Origin of the sequence: Pseudomonas sp. RL_105y_Pfl2_101 (genome assembly GCF_963970585.1) — a bacterium.
In the GTDB taxonomy this organism is placed as follows: Bacteria; Pseudomonadota; Gammaproteobacteria; order Pseudomonadales; family Pseudomonadaceae; genus Aquipseudomonas.
This window is the reverse complement of record NZ_CAXAPG010000003.1, coordinates 281860-297777: the sequence shown is the minus strand read 5'-3', so window position 1 is coordinate 297777 and position 15918 is coordinate 281860. Positions and strand designations below refer to the sequence as shown.

Below are 15918 nucleotides of genomic sequence, written 5' to 3'. Positions count from 1 at the left end.
ACCGCTTTATTTTTTCCGCAACCCGCAATAAATGAACAAAGCCTGGAGCGCGGGCCGGATATTAACACTCGGGGCTGATAAACTGCGCATCATTGCCCCTTGCTATCGTTTTGATTTTGTAGAAAAAGCCCTTCTGGAGGCGCCCATGAAATTCATCCATCAGCGCGAGCACCTGAACGAAGACGACATCGTCGTCATCGAATGCTCCCAAATGTGCAATATCCGTTTGATGAACGACGCCAACTTCCGTAGCTTCAAGAACGGCGGTCGGCACACGTATCACGGCGGCGCGTTCGACACTTTCCCGGCCCGGATCACTGCCCCTAGCACCGGTTTCTGGAACATCACCATCGACACCGTCAACCGCCGTGCAATCAGCGTCACGCGCAAGCCGACCCTGACCCACAAGATCAAAATCATCCGGCGTTCCAGCTCGAAACTGAGCTGAGCCTCGCCCACTTTCAAGACAGGCAAAACCGTGGCCCAGACGACCAAATACGTCATCAAGTACAAACTCAACGGCGAACGCCGCTTCGAATTCGCGCAACTGCAAACCGGTTCCGAGAAAGAAGTCAGGGCAGCCCTGCAAAAGCTGCATGGCGAAACCAACGATGTGATCAGCGACCTCCAGGTCAGCAAGGCGCTGTAGCTCCCGCTCGATTCTGTAGGAACGGTGTAGCAGCTGTGTAGGAGCTGTCGAGTGCAACGAGGCTGCGATCTCTCCCCAGACAATTGAGTCAAGAGCGAAAGATCAAGATCAAGATCAAGATCAAGATCAAAGGATCGCAGGCTTCGCCAGCTCCTACAGAGCCCAGCGCGAGCTTGCCCCCTCGCCACAGAATGCCGCACCGCAAGAATCGGGGTGCCCTGCAACGCAGCACTGCGCAGACTGAACAGTCCTTCCAACAAGGATTGCCATCGTGCCCCCTACGCCTTCCCTGCTCCCACACCTCGCCAACCTGGACTGGCCCGCCCTGGAACACAGCCTCGATCAGCACGGCTGTGCAGTCATTCGCAACCTGCTGTCAACAACACAATGCCGGCTACTGAGTGGTTTGTACGCCAACCCCAGTCTTTTTCGTTCGCGGGTGATCATGGCCCGCCATGGATTCGGGCGCGGCGAGTATCAGTATTTTCGCTATCCATTACCGGACCTCATCCAACAGCTGCGTCAGTCGTTGTACCCAATGCTGGTGCCGCTGGCGAACCGCTGGAATGAATGCATGGGCCTGGAGGTACGCTACCCCCACGCACACGCCGATTTCATCCATCGCTGTCACGCCGCCGGGCAATCGCGGCCTACGCCGTTGTTGCTGCAATACGGTCCGCAGGACTACAACTGTCTGCATCAGGATCTGTACGGCGAGCAGGTGTTCCCACTGCAGGTGGCAATCCTGCTGTCGGAACCGGGCCGGGACTTTACCGGCGGCGAGTTTGTCCTCACCGAACAGCGCCCGCGCATGCAATCGCGGCCCCAGGTCATCGATCTGAAACTGGGCGATGCCGTGGTGTTTGCCGTGCACCAGCGGCCCGTCAAAGGCGTTCGCGGTTATTATCGGGTGACCATGCGCCATGGCGTCAGCTGCGTGCACAGCGGCAGGCGGCACACCTTGGGAATCATTTTTCATGATGCGCAGTAATGACACACCGCTCACCTTGGACCTGTTCGCCGACCAGGCGCCCACCACGCCTGGCCAGGTCGAGCAGATCGGCCAGCAAGCATTCGTGCTGCGCGGGTTCGCCTTGCCCTGGCTCGAGCGCTTGCTGCCGGCGTTGGAAGGCGTCTTGCAGGCTGCGCCGTTCCGGCAGATGGTCACGCCCGGTGGCTTTACCATGTCGGTGGCCTTGAGCAGTTGCGGTGCACTGGGCTGGACCACCGACCGCAGCGGCTATCGCTACACCGCCCACGACCCGCAGACCGGCCACCCCTGGCCCGACATGCCGACGGTGTTTCGCGAACTGGCCCAGGCCGCCGCCCGGCAGGCGCGGTTCGAGCATTTCGAACCCGACGCCTGCCTGATCAACCGCTACGTGCCCGGCGCGCGGATGTCGCTGCACCAGGACAAGAACGAGCGCTCCTTCGCCGCTCCCATCGTCTCGATGTCCTTGGGCCTGCCGGCGGTGTTCCAGTTCGGCGGTTTTGAGCGCAGCGACAAAAGCCTGCGCATCCCGTTGTTCCATGGCGACATTGTGGTCTGGGGCGGCGTGGACCGGTTGCGTTACCACGGCGTGTTGCCGCTCAAGGACGGCCAGCACCCGCGCCTGGGGACCCAGCGGATCAACCTGACGTTTCGCACGGCTGGGTGAAGGTGCAGAATTCAACCGCAAGACCCGGAGTGTCGTCACTTGGATGGCTCGCTACTCTAGTGTCCTGTAACACAAATACTGTTCGTTTTTGCGAAACAGGGCACTAGACAAAACGGGCCAATGGACATCACGACCATGAACAGCACTTCGAACAACCTCGCCCCTGAACTGGATCCTCGCTGGGCTGCCGTGCTCGCCCGGGATCCACGCGCCGACGGTACCTTCGTCTATGGCGTGAAAACCACCGGCATCTACTGCCACCCCAGCAGCCTGTCGCGCCTGCCCAACCCGCGCAACGTCGAGTTCTTCGACACGCCGGAGCAGGCCCAAGCCGCCGGTTACCGACCCAGCAAGCGCGTGGCCCGGGACCAGACCCAGATCGCCGCCCAACAAGCGGCACGGGTCGCGGCTGCCTGCCGGCAGATCGAGGCAGCCGAGGCACTGCCGGGCCTGAATGAGCTGGCAGAAAGCGCAGGGTTGAGCCCCTTCCATTTTCATCGGATCTTCAAGGCAGTCACCGGCCTGACCCCCAAGGGTTATGCCGCCGCCCACCGCTCACGCAAGGTGCGCGAACGTCTGGCCGATGGCGGCACGATCACCGAGGCGCTGTACGATGCCGGTTTCAACTCCAACAGCCGCTTTTATGAGGCTGCCGACAAGGTGTTGGGCATGAAACCCGCCGACTATCGCGCCGCCGGGCAGAACACTGACATCCGTTTCGCCGTCGGCCAATGCTCCCTCGGTGCGATTCTGGTGGCGCAAAGCGAGCGTGGCGTGTGCGCGATCCTGCTGGGGGACGACCCGGACGCGCTGGTGCGGGACCTGCAAGACAAGTTCCGCCGGGCCAACCTGATCGGTGCCGACCGCGAGTTCGAGCAATTGATCGCCCAGGTGGTTGGCTTCATCGAAGCGCCGGCCCTGGGCCTGGACCTGCCCTTGGACCTGCGCGGCACCGCCTTCCAGGAGCGGGTCTGGCAAGCCTTGCGGGACATTCCCGCAGGCAGCACCGCCAGCTACGCCGAGATCGCCCAGCGCATCGGCATGCCCAAGGCCGTGCGGGCCGTGGCCCAGGCCTGCGGCGCCAACAGCCTGGCGGTGGCGATCCCTTGCCACCGGGTGGTACGCAGCGACGGCAACCTGTCGGGCTATCGCTGGGGCGTGGAGCGCAAGCGTCAGTTGCTGGCGCTGGAGCGCTCATCCGGGGATTGAATGCCAATGTAGACCGCCACCGAATCGGGGCTGCTGTAGAGCTCGAAATCGGTGGTGAAGCGACGCACGGTTTGCGGGTTGTCGGCGAAATACGCCCAGATCAGGCCCCAGGCCTGGATCACGCAGTCGGGCATCGGCCCCTTGGCCGCAAACATCAGGTAATCCCCGCCCTCGATGGCCACGGCAGGGTAGCCTGCGCTGGTCGCATCCACCTGCACCCCGGCCGTCACATCGAAGTGGCCGGTGGCGTCAGACTCATAATTGGAATACACCCCATAGACGAACGACTCCGACTGCCGGGCCGCAATCGTATCGAACAGCCCTTCGGTGAAGAACCGCTGCCACATCGGGCCGATCCGGGCGGTGTCGGGCTGCTGCTCGTCGGCGTTGCGGGTGCGTACCTGCAAACCGGCCACGGTGAAGGGTTCGACGGTCTTGAGTTTCACGTCCATGGGGCGGGTTCCTTGATGTATGAAGCCCGCATGGTACCCCTCCCGTCGTCGGGATCAAGTTGCAGCGCTCGATTGAAAAACTCGACTGGCCCACGCCTCCCCACACCTGCTAAAAACGCTGTTTCCTTCTGCCGTCGGAGACCCCGCACATGAGCCAGTGGCCAGACACTCGCATTCTTGACCTGCTCGGTATCGAGCTGCCCATCCTCCAGGGGCCGATGGCCGGGGTGACCGGGCCAGCCATGGTGATCGCGACGTGCAATGCCGGCGGGCTGGGTTCGATGCCGGCGGCGATGCTCGATGTCGAGCAACTGCGCCAGGCGCTGACGACCATCGGCGAACAGACCGACAAGCCATTCAATGTGAATTTTTTCTGTCACCAGCCGCCGGCCTTCGACGAACAACGGGTCGCGGCCTGGAAGCAACGGCTCAAGCCGTACTACCAGGAACTGGGCGTCGACTTCGACGCGCCGACCCCGGTGTCCAACCGCACGCCGTTCGACGATGCCGCCTGCCGGGTACTGGAAGAGATGCGTCCCAAAGTGGTCAGTTTCCATTTCGGCCTGCCGGAAAAAACCTTGCTGGACCGGGTGAAGGCCACTGGCGCGAAAATCCTCTGCTCGGCCACCACCGTCGAGGAGGCCATCTGGCTGGAACAGCATGGTTGCGACGCGATCATTGCCATGGGCTATGAAGCCGGTGGTCATCGCGGGATGTTCCTCAGCGACGACCTCGACACCCAAGTCGGGCTGTTTGCCTTGCTGCCGCAGGTGGTGGATGCGGTGAAGGTGCCGGTGATCGCTGCCGGCGGCATTGGCGATGGGCGGGGGATCGTCGCGGCGTTCGCCCTGGGGGCCTCGGCGGTGCAACTGGGCAGCGCCTACCTGTTCACGCCCGAGGCGAAGATCAGCGCCTCCCATCACCGCGCCTTACGCACGGCCAAGGAAAGTCAGACCGCCGTCACCAACCTGTTCACCGGTCGTCCGGCCCGGGGCATCGTCAACCGGGTGATGCGCGAAGTGGGCCCAATGAACCCACTGGCCCCGGCTTTTCCCTTGGCGGGTGGCGCATTGATGCCGTTGCGCGCCAAAGGCGAAGCAGACTTCAGCAACCTCTGGGCCGGCCAGGCCTTCCCCCTGGGCCGCGAGCTGTCGACAGCCGAGCTGACGCAGTGGCTGGCCGAAGAGGCATTGGCCCGACTCCACAGGGCAGATGTCTGATCGAACGCCATCGCGAGCAGGCTCGCTCCCACAGGGTTCTGTGGTGTACATGAGCCCTGCTGCCACCTCAGGTCCCATGTGGGGCTTGCTCGCGATGGCGCCAGCCCTTGCACCCTCACTCCCCAGGCAAAATGCCGCGTTCCGTTTGTCGGCCATTCGCTATATATTCCGGTATATAGCGAACCAGACCCTACGGAGCCTCATCCATGCCCCTCACCCGCTTCGCACCGTTGTTGCTGACCACGCTCTTTACCGTTGGCGCTGTCCAGGCCGCTGAGGTACAGGTGGCGGTCGCTTCCAATTTCACCGCGCCGATCCAGGCCATCGCCGCCGACTTCGAAAAAGACACCGGGCACAAGCTCGTGGCGGCTTACGGCGCCACCGGGCAGTTTTACGCCCAGATCAAGAACGGCGCGCCATTCGAAGTCTTCCTCGCCGCCGACGACACCACCCCGGCCAAACTCGAAAGCGAAGGCGACACCGTCAAGGGCTCGCGCTTCACCTACGCGGTCGGCACCCTGGCGCTGTGGTCGGCCAAGGACGGTTATGTCGACAGCACAGGGCAGGTCCTCAAGCACAACGACTTCCAGCACCTGTCCATCGCCAACCCGAAAGCCGCGCCCTACGGCCTGGCCGCAACCCAGGTATTGGACAAGCTCGGCTTGACCGCACGGGTGAAAAGCAAGCTCGTCGAAGGCCAGAACATCACCCAGGCCTATCAATTCGTCTCCACCGGTAACGCCGAACTTGGTTTCGTCGCCTTGTCCCAGGTGTACAAGGACGGCAAAGTGACGGGCGGCTCGGCGTGGATCGTACCGGCCGAACTGCACGACCCGATCAAACAGGACGCGGTGATCCTCAACAAGGGCCGGGACAACCCCGCTGCCGTGGCCCTGGTGGATTACCTCAAGGGCCCGAAAGCCGCCGCCATCATTCAAACCTACGGTTACCAACGCTAAATGCCACTGACCAGCGCCGACTATGCCGCCATCTGGCTGACCCTGAAACTGGCGTCATTGACCACAGTGATCCTGCTGCTCATCGGCACGCCCATCGCGTTGTGGCTATCGCGCACCCGCTCCTGGCTGCGCGGGCCGGTGGGTGCGGTGGTGGCGTTGCCGTTGGTGCTGCCGCCCACGGTGATCGGCTTTTACCTGTTGCTGGCATTGGGACCGAACGGCTGGATCGGCCAGCTCACCCAAACCCTCGGGTTGGGCACCCTCACCTTCAGCTTTACCGGGCTGGTGATCGGCTCGGTGATCTATTCCATGCCGTTTGTGGTGCAGCCGTTGCAGAACGCCTTTGCCGCCATCGGCAATCGTCCCCTGGAAGTCGCCGCCACCCTGCGGGCCGGGCCCTGGGATACGTTTTTCAGCGTCATCCTGCCCCTGGCTCGCCCCGGTTTCATCACCGCGGCGATTCTCGGTTTTGCCCACACCGTCGGCGAGTTCGGTGTGGTGCTGATGATCGGCGGCAACATTGCGGAGAAAACCCGGGTGGTGTCGGTGCAGATCTACGACCACGTCGAAGCCCTGGAATACGCCCAGGCCCACTGGCTGGCGGCGGCGATGCTGGTGTTTTCATTCCTGGTGCTGCTGGCGCTGTACTCCAGCCGCCAAACCCGTGCCGGTTGGAGCTGATTGATGATTCACGCGCGTTTTCAGCTCGACCACGGGGCTTTTTCCCTGGACCTGGATGTGCAACTGCCGGGCCGGGGCGTGACCGCCCTGTATGGGCCTTCCGGTTCCGGCAAAACCACCTGCCTGCGCTGCATTGCCGGGTTGGAGCGGCCGGCTCGCGGTTTTATCGAGGTCAACGGCCAAGTCTGGCAAGACAGTGAGCACGCAGTGTTCGTGCCGCCCCATAAACGGTCGGTCGGGTATGTGTTCCAGGAGGCAAGCCTGTTCGCCCATCTGTCGGTGCGGGCCAACCTGGCGTTCGGCCTCAAACGCATCGCGCCGACACAGCGGCGGGTGGACATGGAACAGGCGACCGAACTGCTGGGCATCGGGCACTTACTCGATCGACAGCCGCACAACCTGTCTGGCGGCGAACGCCAGCGGGTGGGCATCGCCCGCGCCTTGCTCACCAGCCCGCAACTGCTGCTGATGGATGAGCCGCTGGCGGCCCTCGATACCCGACGCAAAAACGAAATCCTGCCATACCTGCAGCGACTCCACGATGAGCTGGACATCCCGGTGCTGTATGTCAGCCATTCCCAGGACGAAGTGGCGCGCCTGGCCGATCACATCGTGCTGCTCGACGGCGGCCGCGCACTGGCCAGTGGGCCGATCGGCGAGACCCTGGCCCGGCTCGACCTGCCATTGGCCCTGGGGGATGACGCGGGGGTGGTGATCGAGGGCAAGGTCAGCGGTTATGACCCGGCTTATCAATTGTTGACCCTGAATCTGCCCGACAGCCAACTGAACGTACGCGTGACCCATACGTCCCTGGCCCTCGGCCAACCGCTGCGTTTCAAGGTCCAGGCCCGGGACGTCAGCCTCAGCCTGGCGAACGATGCCCAGACCAGCATCCTCAATCGCCTGCCGGTCACCGTGGTCAGCGAACAGGCCGCCGACAACGCCGCCCACGTGCTGATCCGCCTGGAAGCCGCCGGCACCCCGCTGCTGGCGCGTATCACCCGTTATTCGCGCGATCAGCTGAAACTGCATCCGGGGCAGGTGTTGTGGGCGCAGATCAAGGCGGTGGCGGTGTTGGCGTAGGGTCCGAAACCTGCGGATCCCACTGTGGGAGCAAGGCTTGCTTCCACAGGTTTGCTCCCACAGGTTTCGGGGCAGCATCAAAATCTTGGCACGACCACAATAGGCTGCGGTCAATGAGTTCACAGGCCACTGGATTCGTTGCCAAGGACTCGTTTCATGCCCGATACCCAACCGCCGGATGCACTGCCGGCCGACCTGCATTATGTCGATGACACGGCCCCGGGCATCACCCGCAAAAAGCAGCGGGGCACATTCTGTTATTTCGACCCGCAGGGCCAGCGCATCACCGACGCGGCCGAGATCCAGCGCATCAATGCCCTGGCGGTGCCGCCGGCCTACACCGATGTCTGGATCTGCACCGACCCGCGCGGCCATCTCCAGGCCACCGGGCGCGATGCTCGCGGGCGCAAGCAGTACCGCTACCATGCACGCTGGCGCGAGGTTCGTGATGCGGACAAGTATTCGCGAACACTGGCATTCGGACGCGCGCTGCCGCGCTTGCGCAAACGCCTGGAGCAGATCCTCGCTACGCCCGGGTTCAGCCGCGACAAAGTCATGGCCACCGTCATCACCCTGCTGGACGTGACCCTGATCCGCGTCGGCAACAGCCAATACGCTCGGGACAATCGCTCATACGGCCTGACGACCCTGCGCAACAAACATGTCGAGATCAACGGCAGCGCCATCGCCTTCCAGTTCCGTGGCAAGAGCGGCATCGAGCACCAGATCACCGTGAAGGACCGCCGCCTGGCGCGGATCATCAAGCGCTGCCAGGAGATCCCCGGGCAGAACCTGTTCCAGTACCTGGACGAACACGGCGAGCGCCACTCCATCAGCTCTTCGGACATCAACGCCTACCTCAAGACCCTCACTGGCGCTGACTTCACCGCCAAGGACTACCGCACCTGGGCCGGCAGCGCAGCCGCTCTGGCCGGGTTGCGGACGCTGCGCTGGGAAACCGAGAGCGAGGCCAAAAGGCATGTCGCCGAAATGGTCAGGCAAGTCGCCCGACAGCTGGGCAACACACCGAGCGTCTGTCGCAAGTGCTACATTCATCCTGCGGTGGTGGAGGGTTTCCTGCTCGGTGCCCTGACCCAGTTGCCCAAACCCCGGGCACGTAAAGGCCTCAGCGAAGAAGAAGCCGGGCTGACGCTATTTTTGCAGCGCATGACACAAGCCGCCCAGAAATGCGAGCAGCAGCAACCGGCTTGACGCGCTCACCGCCAGCCCGCCACGGATGAGGAACATCCGGAGATCGGGGGATTGCGACGCAAGATTCGTTAAAGACCGTTGAGGCGCAGACCTGCTGCGCCCTGGCGCTTCCCGCCCTTTCCCTCGCCACAAATACGGAATTCCATATATTCGATTGTCCGCATACACTCCGACACAGCCCAACCTTGCGCTTATCGGAGCCGATCGATGAAAGTCCTCTTCATGTGCACAGCCAACAGTTGCCGCAGCATTCTCAGCGAAGCGATGTTCAACCACCTGGCCCCCGCCGGGTTTGAGGCCGTCAGCGCCGGCAGTTTCCCCAAGGGCCACGTGCTGCCGCGCAGCCTGAGCACCCTGCAAGAAGCCGGTATTAGCATCCAAGGCTTGCGCAGCAAGGGTCACGACGCACTCGAGGGCAGCCCGCCGGACATCGTCATCACCGTGTGCGACAGCGCCGCTCGCGATGCTTGCCCGGTGTACTTCGGTCCGGCCATCAAAGCCCACTGGGGCCTGGTCGATCCATCGACCATTAAAAGCAGCGACGATCAAATCGGCCAGGCCTTCCATGCCACCCTGGATCGTATCGAAACACGCTGCCGGGCCTTTTTCGCCCTGCCCTTCGACCAACTCGACGCCCGAGCCCTGAAAGCCGAGCTCGACCGCATCGCCACCCTCTGACCGATCAATCCGCGCGATAGGCCTGCTTCACCGTCTCGATCCAGCTCGCCTCCAGGCGCGACTGTTCGGTGTCCAGGCCCAGTGCCTGCATCTGCGCCAGGTGCGCGTCGGCCTCTCGCGCCAGAGAGCCTTGGCCGCTGGAGTTGGCGTCCAACTGATGCATCTGCCCCAGCCCCAGGTGGTAGAAGCGCAGCAGCTTCATGGCGGTGGGGTCCTGAGCCTGCACGCCGGCGGTCACCTGATGCATCACGTTGGTGATTTTCATCAGGCTGCGCTTAAGCTGCCAGCCGTACACGGCGGCGGCCATCCACGGCTGCGACCAGAAATACTGGCGCATTAGCACAGCCATCGCCAACACCGCGACAATCACCCCGCCGAGATTGAAACGAAAGTTATCGCCTCCGGGCGTCCCCAGCACCATCACAGCCAGGCTGGACAGCAGCATCGCCAGTGCCAGGAACACCACCGCGATGATCAGGGTGCTGCGGCGGGTCTGCTTGCGGTAGGTGTCGCCATCCCACGGTTTGATCTCGAACATCGCGGTGCAATTTCCTTGTACGGCATCAAAAGAGTCACGCATTATCGCCTCCCCGGTCGATTTAGCTATGCTGGGGCTCATTTTGTATGGCAACCGACTCGCCGGGGCCGGATCAAAGTCCATGGCGATAGCGCAAGGATCGTGCGATCTTTCAGCGTGGACGTTTTTTTCAAGATGCCGTCGTTGTGTGCATGGCATCGTTTTCAAGGAAAGCTGAATGACTCAAAGACATGTAATCAACGCCTCGGTAAGCCCCAAGGGCAGTCTGGAAACCTTGTCCCAGCGCGAAGTCCAGCAACTGAGCGAAGCCGGTTCCGGCAGTATCTATACCCTCTTCCGCCAGTGCGCCCTGGCCATCCTCAACACCGGCGCCCATGTTGATAACGCCAAGACCATCCTGGAAGCCTACAAGGACTTCGAGATCCGTATTCACCAGCAGGACCGGGGCGTGCGCCTGGAGCTGCTGAACGCGCCGGCCGATGCGTTCGTCGACGGCGAAATGATCGCCAGCACTCGGGAGATGCTGTTCAGCGCCCTGCGCGACATCGTCTACACCGAAAACGAGCTGGACAGCCAGCGCATCGACCTCAGCTCGTCCCAGGGCATCAGCGACTACGTGTTCCACCTGCTGCGCAACGCTCGCACCTTGCGTCCTGGCGTGGAGCCGAAAATCGTCGTGTGCTGGGGCGGTCACTCGATCAACACCGAAGAATACAAATACACCAAGAGAGTCGGCCACGAACTGGGCCTGCGCAGCCTGGACATCTGCACCGGTTGCGGCCCAGGCGTGATGAAAGGCCCGATGAAAGGCGCCACCATTGCCCATGCCAAACAGCGTATCCATGGCGGTCGCTACCTGGGCCTGACGGAACCGGGCATCATCGCCGCCGAGGCGCCGAACCCGATCGTCAATGAGCTGGTGATCCTGCCAGACATCGAGAAGCGCCTGGAGGCCTTCGTGCGTGTCGGCCACGGCATCATCATCTTCCCGGGTGGCGCAGGCACGGCCGAAGAGTTCCTGTACCTGCTGGGCATCCTGATGCACCCGGCCAACCAGGACCTGCCGTTCCCGGTAGTCCTCACCGGGCCGAAAAACGCCGCGCCGTACCTCGATCAGTTGCATGCGTTTGTCGGTGCAACCCTGGGTGAGGCGGCGCAGAAGCACTATCAGATCATCATCGACGACCCGGCCGAAGTGGCGCGGCAAATGACCCAGGGGCTCAAGGAGGTCAAGCAGTTCCGCCGCGAACGCAACGACGCCTTCCACTTCAACTGGCTGCTGAAGATCGACGAGGGCTTCCAGCGCCCGTTCGACCCGACCCACGCCAACATGGCCAGCCTGGGCCTGAGCCGCGACCTGCCCTCCCACGAACTGGCCGCCAACCTGCGCCGGGCGTTCTCGGGGATCGTGGCCGGTAACGTCAAGGACATGGGCATCCGCCTGATCGAGGAGCATGGTCCGTACGAAATCCACGGCGACACCGCCATCATGGAACCGCTCGACCGCCTGCTCCAGGCCTTCGTCGCCCAACACCGCATGAAACTGCCGGGCGGCGCCGCGTACGTGCCGTGCTATCGCGTGGTGACCTGACCTATCTGAGGACCACAGATCCAATGTGTACAAGCGAGCTTGCTCGCGATGACAGCGGCACATTCAGCACAGATGCAAGCTGACCCACCGCTATCGCGAGCAAGCTCGCTCCCACAGGGGGCGACGGTGGTTACAGGGCTGGGGTCAGCCGCATCAGGCCGGTTTCATCCACTTCAATGCCTAGCCCCAGGTAATCCTTGATCTGCGGATGAAGGGTGACCACTGGGTGCGTATGCGTCGCTGTCACCACCAGCACATCCGCCCCCACCGCCTCGCCAGCGCGGATACCCGCCTCGGCGTCCTCAAAGACCAGGCACTCTTGCGGTGCCACTTGCAGGCGTTCGGCGGCCAGGCGATAGCAGGCGGGGTTGGGCTTGCCATCGCTGACGTCTTCGGCAGTGACCATGACCAAAGGGCGCGCAATTCCGGCGGCTTCCATACGACGCAAGGCCAATGCCATCGGTGCCGACGTGACAACCGCCCACCGCTCTGGCGGCAGGCTGTTCAGAAAGGCCTGCGCACCGGCCACCTGCACCACCCCTTCGACATCTTCGATTTCCTCGCGGGTAATCTGCTCGGCTTCAGCCTGGGCATCCACCCCTGGCAGGCGCTGGCGGGCGATGGTGTCGATGGCCCGCACGCCATGGATCGTCGGCAAGAACGTCGCCACGTCCACGCCATGGCGCATGGCCCAACGCGTCCAAATCCGCTCGGCGGCGGCGATGGAATTGAGCAGTGTGCCGTCCATGTCGAACAGGAAGGCGCGGTAGGCAATGTGGGTGGGCAGGCTGGCAGGCATCGGATCCTCGGTGACGGCATGGCGGGTGACGCCCACTGTACCATCGCCAGCCCCCAATACCCTGTGGGAGCGGGTCTGTGGATGAGCCTGTGAGAGCAAAGCTTGCTCCCACAAGCGCGCACCCAAGAAATGGTGTTGTGTCACAAAGCGACAATCTAAACGAGGCGCTCGATCGACTGATGCTGCCACACCCGCTTGTAGTACAGCGTCTGCAACAACAGCATGCTCAGGTAGGCCACCGGGAACGCCATCCACACCCCTTGCAGCCCGAAGTGAGCGTCCAGCAGATACGCCGCTGGCAGTTGCACAGCGACGATGCAGAAAATCGAGATGGCGACCGGCGCCAGCACTGTGCCACTGGCGCGCATGATACCGCCGACGATCGCCTGGAAGCCGAACACCAGCAGGCTCCAGAGCATGATGTGCAGCAGGTGTTCGGCCTGGACCCGTGCCGCCGGGTCGGTGATGAACAACCCCAGTAGCCAGTGGGACAACAGGTAACCCAGGACCACCAGCCCCCCCGTAAGCCAGAGGTTGATCAACAACCCCGTGCGCAGGATCGGCCCCAGGCGCTCCTGGCGTCCGGCACCGATGGCCTGGGCGCCGAGGATCGAGGCGGTGATGGCGATCGACAGTGCCGGAAACTGCACGTAGTTGACGATCTGCGTCACCGCGCCGTAGGCCGCCGTGGCCTGGGAACCATGGCTATTGACCAGTGCCAGGATCACCAACTCCGACAACGAGATCACCACCATCTGCAACCCTGTGGGCAAGCCAATGCGCAGCACTTTGCCCAGGATGTCCTTGTCCAGGCGCATCGCCGCGAACAACGCCCGGTCCGGCGCCAGGGCATGCTCGCGACGGTTCAGGCGCCACGCCAACATGGCCATGCCCGAGGCCGTCCCCACCAACCCCGCCAGCGCCGCACTCTGGATACCCATCTGCGGCAACCCCAACCAGCCACGAATCAACGCCGGCGTAAGCAGCAGCCCGACACTGGTAGAGATCAGCAACGCCAACATCGGTGACACCGTATCGCTCACCCCGCGCAGCAGTTGGGTAAACAGCACAAATACCAGCAACATTGGCAGGATCCACATCATGACCCGGGCATAGGAAACGGCGTCCTCCAGCACATCAGCCGGCGTGCCGAGCCCCTGCAACGCCTGACGCGCAAAGACACTGCCGAGCACCGCCGCCGTCAGGCCGATGATCGCCCCCAACAACAACGTCGAACCGGCAATTGCCTTCACCGTACCGGTTTCTCCGGCGCCGTAGGCTTGCCCGATCAATACCCCCGCGCCCACACCGAGGCCAATCACCAATGCAATAAAGAAAAACAAGATGGGAAACATGCCCGACACCGCCGCCAAAGCCTGGGTACCGAGCATCTGGCCGATGTAGATGCTGTTGAACGTGCCAGACATGGACTGCAGGAAGTTGGACAGGACCATGGGGGCCAGGAACAGGAGGTAGGTTTTCCAGAGGGGCTGGGTGGGCATGGGGGCTCTGATGGCAGGTTCGAAATCCAATGCGGGGTAATTTAGCGCAATCCATACCACTCGTTTCAGAAGATTCAGCGCGGTTCGCTTTTGTGCCGAGGGCGCTCGCTCCCGTCGGGCTGCATTGTAGGAGCTGCCGAGCGAAGCGAGGCTGCGATCTTTCCAAGGCCAGTTGAGTCGCAAGTGAACGATCAAAAGATCGCAGCCTTCGGCAGCTCCTACAGAGCCGCGCGGGAACAAGCTCCCTCGCCACAGGGGTTCTATGTTGCGGCTTATACCTTCGTCGGGTGCATTCGACATTCCACAGACTGCGTCTAATCTGGAGTAGCACAGTGCCACGTACCCTGTAGGCCAATGCCTACAGCGATACCGGTATCGGACAGCCGGTCTTAAAGTCCGAGTAGAGGTCGCAGATAACCAGTTATTCGCAAAGAACCTGTTAGAAACTCTGTTCAAGGACCGAACCATGACGTCGTACTCACACGGTCATTCCTTCGCCCACCCACCGCGCATCCTCTGGCACACAGTGCTCGTCGCTTTCGTTGCAGCTGTTGGCGTCGTGCTGATCAACGGTCCAAGTCTACAAAACATCTTTCTGGGCATTGCCCTGCTGGTCGTTGGCGTCGGTGCTGGCATATGGGGTGCACGCTCGCAACGTCAACAACTCGACAGCGCCATCGCCACCGCCATGGGCCGCCACGACCTGCAAGCCACCGAGCACCTGACCCATAACACCCATGCACAACTCAACGAAGTCATCCTCGGGGCCATGCCGATCTGGGCCAAGCAGGTCGAAAGCTCCCGGCAGCAGACCGAAACCGCCATCGTCTCGCTGACCAGCCGTTTCACCGGCATCTCCTCACGCCTGGAAGACACCGTGCAAGCCTCGCACCTGGCCGCTGGCGACCTGGCCGGCAGCAGCAGTGGCGGCGCCGTGCAGGTGCTGGCCCAAAGCGAAGGTGAACTGGTCAAGGTCATCGATTCCCTGAAGGCCACCCAGGCCAGCCGCGATGAAATCCTGGCCCAGGTGCGCAACCTGACAGCCTATACCGGCGAACTGCGGACCATGGCCGCCGATGTTGCGGCGATTGCCGCGCAAACCAACCTGCTGGCCCTCAACGCCGCCATCGAAGCCGCCCGTGCCGGCGAGGCCGGGCGTGGGTTTGCCGTGGTGGCCGACGCCGTGCGCAGTCTCTCGAGCAAATCCAGCGAGACCGGCCAGCAGATGTCGGCCAAGGTCGACATCATCAACACCGCCATCACCCAACTGGTGCAGGCCGCGTCCAGCGGCGCGGACCAGGACAGCCATTCGGTCAGCGCCTCCGAGGAAAGCATCCAGCACGTGCTGGAGCGTTTCAAGAGCGTCACGGGCCGGCTGGCCGACTCGGCCGACATGCTGCAGCAGGAAAGTTTCGGCATCCGCGATGAGCTCACCGAGGTACTGGTCAGCCTGCAATTCCAGGATCGGGTCAGCCAGATCCTCAGCCACGTGCGCGACAACATCGAGGACCTGCATGTGCACATGCAGCAGGCCAATCAGTCACCCGAACAGGCTGTTTCTATCGACGCCCGCCAATGGCTGGCGCGCATGGAAACCACTTACGCCACCGACGAGCAACGCCGCAATCACCACGGCGACTCGGGCGCGCAGCAGGCTTCACAGGAAATCACCTTCTTTTAGGAGAGC

General features: G+C 62.7%; 16 protein-coding genes and 1 pseudogene. 13 read left to right on the top strand and 4 right to left on the bottom strand.

Features of this window, described 5'->3' with window-relative positions; translation table 11 throughout:
- Positions 1 to 145 precede the first annotated feature (145 nt).
- From AACY31_RS06290 to ada, 5 genes are all read left to right on the top strand, one after another.
- The gene (locus AACY31_RS06290) at positions 146 to 448 is read left to right on the top strand and encodes a DUF1883 domain-containing protein (RefSeq protein WP_003182962.1); all 303 of its coding nucleotides are present in this window, start codon (positions 146 to 148) and stop codon (positions 446 to 448) included.
- Positions 449 to 478: 30 nt separating this feature from the next.
- A complete protein-coding gene (locus AACY31_RS06285; RefSeq protein ID WP_339504138.1) occupies positions 479 to 649 on the top strand; it encodes a hypothetical protein in 171 nt (56 codons plus the stop codon).
- Between the two features lie 271 nt (positions 650 to 920).
- A complete protein-coding gene (locus AACY31_RS06280; RefSeq protein ID WP_445261524.1) occupies positions 921 to 1640 on the top strand; it encodes a 2OG-Fe(II) oxygenase in 720 nt (239 codons plus the stop codon).
- Positions 1627 to 2307 (top strand): DNA oxidative demethylase AlkB, encoded by a 681-nt coding sequence (gene alkB / locus AACY31_RS06275; RefSeq protein WP_339478666.1) that lies wholly within the window; start codon positions 1627 to 1629, stop codon positions 2305 to 2307. The genes AACY31_RS06280 and alkB overlap by 14 nt, the downstream gene beginning before the upstream one ends.
- Before the next feature lie 135 nt (positions 2308 to 2442).
- The gene (gene ada, locus AACY31_RS06270) at positions 2443 to 3516 is read left to right on the top strand and encodes a bifunctional DNA-binding transcriptional regulator/O6-methylguanine-DNA methyltransferase Ada (protein WP_339478665.1); all 1074 of its coding nucleotides are present in this window, start codon (positions 2443 to 2445) and stop codon (positions 3514 to 3516) included.
- On the opposite strand, the gene AACY31_RS06265 is transcribed toward ada, so the two are convergent.
- Positions 3480 to 3968: a GyrI-like domain-containing protein gene (locus AACY31_RS06265; RefSeq protein WP_339478663.1), complete on the bottom strand. Its 489-nt coding sequence runs from the start codon at positions 3966 to 3968 to the stop codon at positions 3480 to 3482. The two genes, ada and AACY31_RS06265, sit on opposite strands and share 37 nt — an antisense overlap.
- 149 nt (positions 3969 to 4117) lie before the next feature.
- Between AACY31_RS06265 and AACY31_RS06260 the strand changes: the two genes are divergently transcribed.
- The 6 genes from AACY31_RS06260 to AACY31_RS06235 all read left to right on the top strand — a co-directional run bounded on the left by AACY31_RS06260 (position 4118) and on the right by AACY31_RS06235 (position 9801).
- Positions 4118 to 5188, top strand: coding sequence for an NAD(P)H-dependent flavin oxidoreductase (locus AACY31_RS06260; RefSeq protein ID WP_339504136.1), 1071 nt, complete (start codon positions 4118 to 4120; stop codon positions 5186 to 5188).
- Positions 5189 to 5394: 206 nt separating this feature from the next.
- Positions 5395 to 6147 carry a molybdate ABC transporter substrate-binding protein gene (modA, locus tag AACY31_RS06255; protein ID WP_339478660.1) on the top strand — a complete coding sequence of 251 codons (753 nt, stop codon included), beginning with the start codon at positions 5395 to 5397 and terminating at the stop codon, positions 6145 to 6147.
- Positions 6148 to 6828 carry a molybdate ABC transporter permease subunit gene (modB, locus tag AACY31_RS06250; protein ID WP_339478659.1) on the top strand — a complete coding sequence of 227 codons (681 nt, stop codon included), beginning with the start codon at positions 6148 to 6150 and terminating at the stop codon, positions 6826 to 6828. It abuts the gene before it with no gap.
- Between the two features lie 3 nt (positions 6829 to 6831).
- Positions 6832 to 7911 carry a molybdenum ABC transporter ATP-binding protein gene (gene modC / locus AACY31_RS06245; RefSeq protein WP_339504134.1) on the top strand — a complete coding sequence of 360 codons (1080 nt, stop codon included), beginning with the start codon at positions 6832 to 6834 and terminating at the stop codon, positions 7909 to 7911.
- A 156-nt stretch (positions 7912 to 8067) separates the two neighbouring features.
- Positions 8068 to 9123 (top strand): DNA topoisomerase IB, encoded by a 1056-nt coding sequence (locus AACY31_RS06240; RefSeq protein ID WP_339478657.1) that lies wholly within the window; start codon positions 8068 to 8070, stop codon positions 9121 to 9123.
- A gap of 207 nt (positions 9124 to 9330) precedes the next feature.
- Entirely contained in the window at positions 9331 to 9801 is a 471-nt protein-coding gene (locus AACY31_RS06235) for an arsenate reductase ArsC (RefSeq protein ID WP_339478655.1), read from the top strand.
- A gap of 4 nt (positions 9802 to 9805) precedes the next feature.
- Here AACY31_RS06235 and AACY31_RS06230 read toward each other — a convergent pair whose 3' ends face one another.
- Positions 9806 to 10339 (bottom strand): DUF3087 family protein, encoded by a 534-nt coding sequence (locus AACY31_RS06230; RefSeq protein WP_339478897.1) that lies wholly within the window; start codon positions 10337 to 10339, stop codon positions 9806 to 9808.
- A gap of 217 nt (positions 10340 to 10556) precedes the next feature.
- Here AACY31_RS06230 and ppnN point away from each other — a divergent pair, with 217 nt between their 5' ends.
- Entirely contained in the window at positions 10557 to 11930 is a 1374-nt protein-coding gene (gene ppnN / locus AACY31_RS06225; protein ID WP_339478653.1) for a nucleotide 5'-monophosphate nucleosidase PpnN, read from the top strand.
- Positions 11931 to 12060: 130 nt separating this feature from the next.
- Here the strand turns inward: ppnN and AACY31_RS06220 are convergent, their stop codons facing one another.
- Together AACY31_RS06220 and AACY31_RS06215 are read right to left on the bottom strand one after the other, a co-directional pair.
- Positions 12061 to 12729, bottom strand: coding sequence for an HAD-IA family hydrolase (locus AACY31_RS06220; RefSeq protein WP_339478896.1), 669 nt, complete (start codon positions 12727 to 12729; stop codon positions 12061 to 12063).
- 155 nt (positions 12730 to 12884) lie between these two features.
- Positions 12885 to 14231, bottom strand: a complete 1347-nt coding sequence (locus AACY31_RS06215; RefSeq protein WP_339478651.1) for an MATE family efflux transporter — start codon at positions 14229 to 14231, stop codon at positions 12885 to 12887.
- Positions 14232 to 14967: 736 nt separating this feature from the next.
- On the opposite strand from AACY31_RS06215, the pseudogene AACY31_RS06210 reads away from it, so the two are divergent.
- Positions 14968 to 15912 (top strand): annotated as a pseudogene (locus AACY31_RS06210) (methyl-accepting chemotaxis protein); the annotation flags it as partial.
- Between the last annotated feature and the right edge of the window lie 6 nt (positions 15913 to 15918).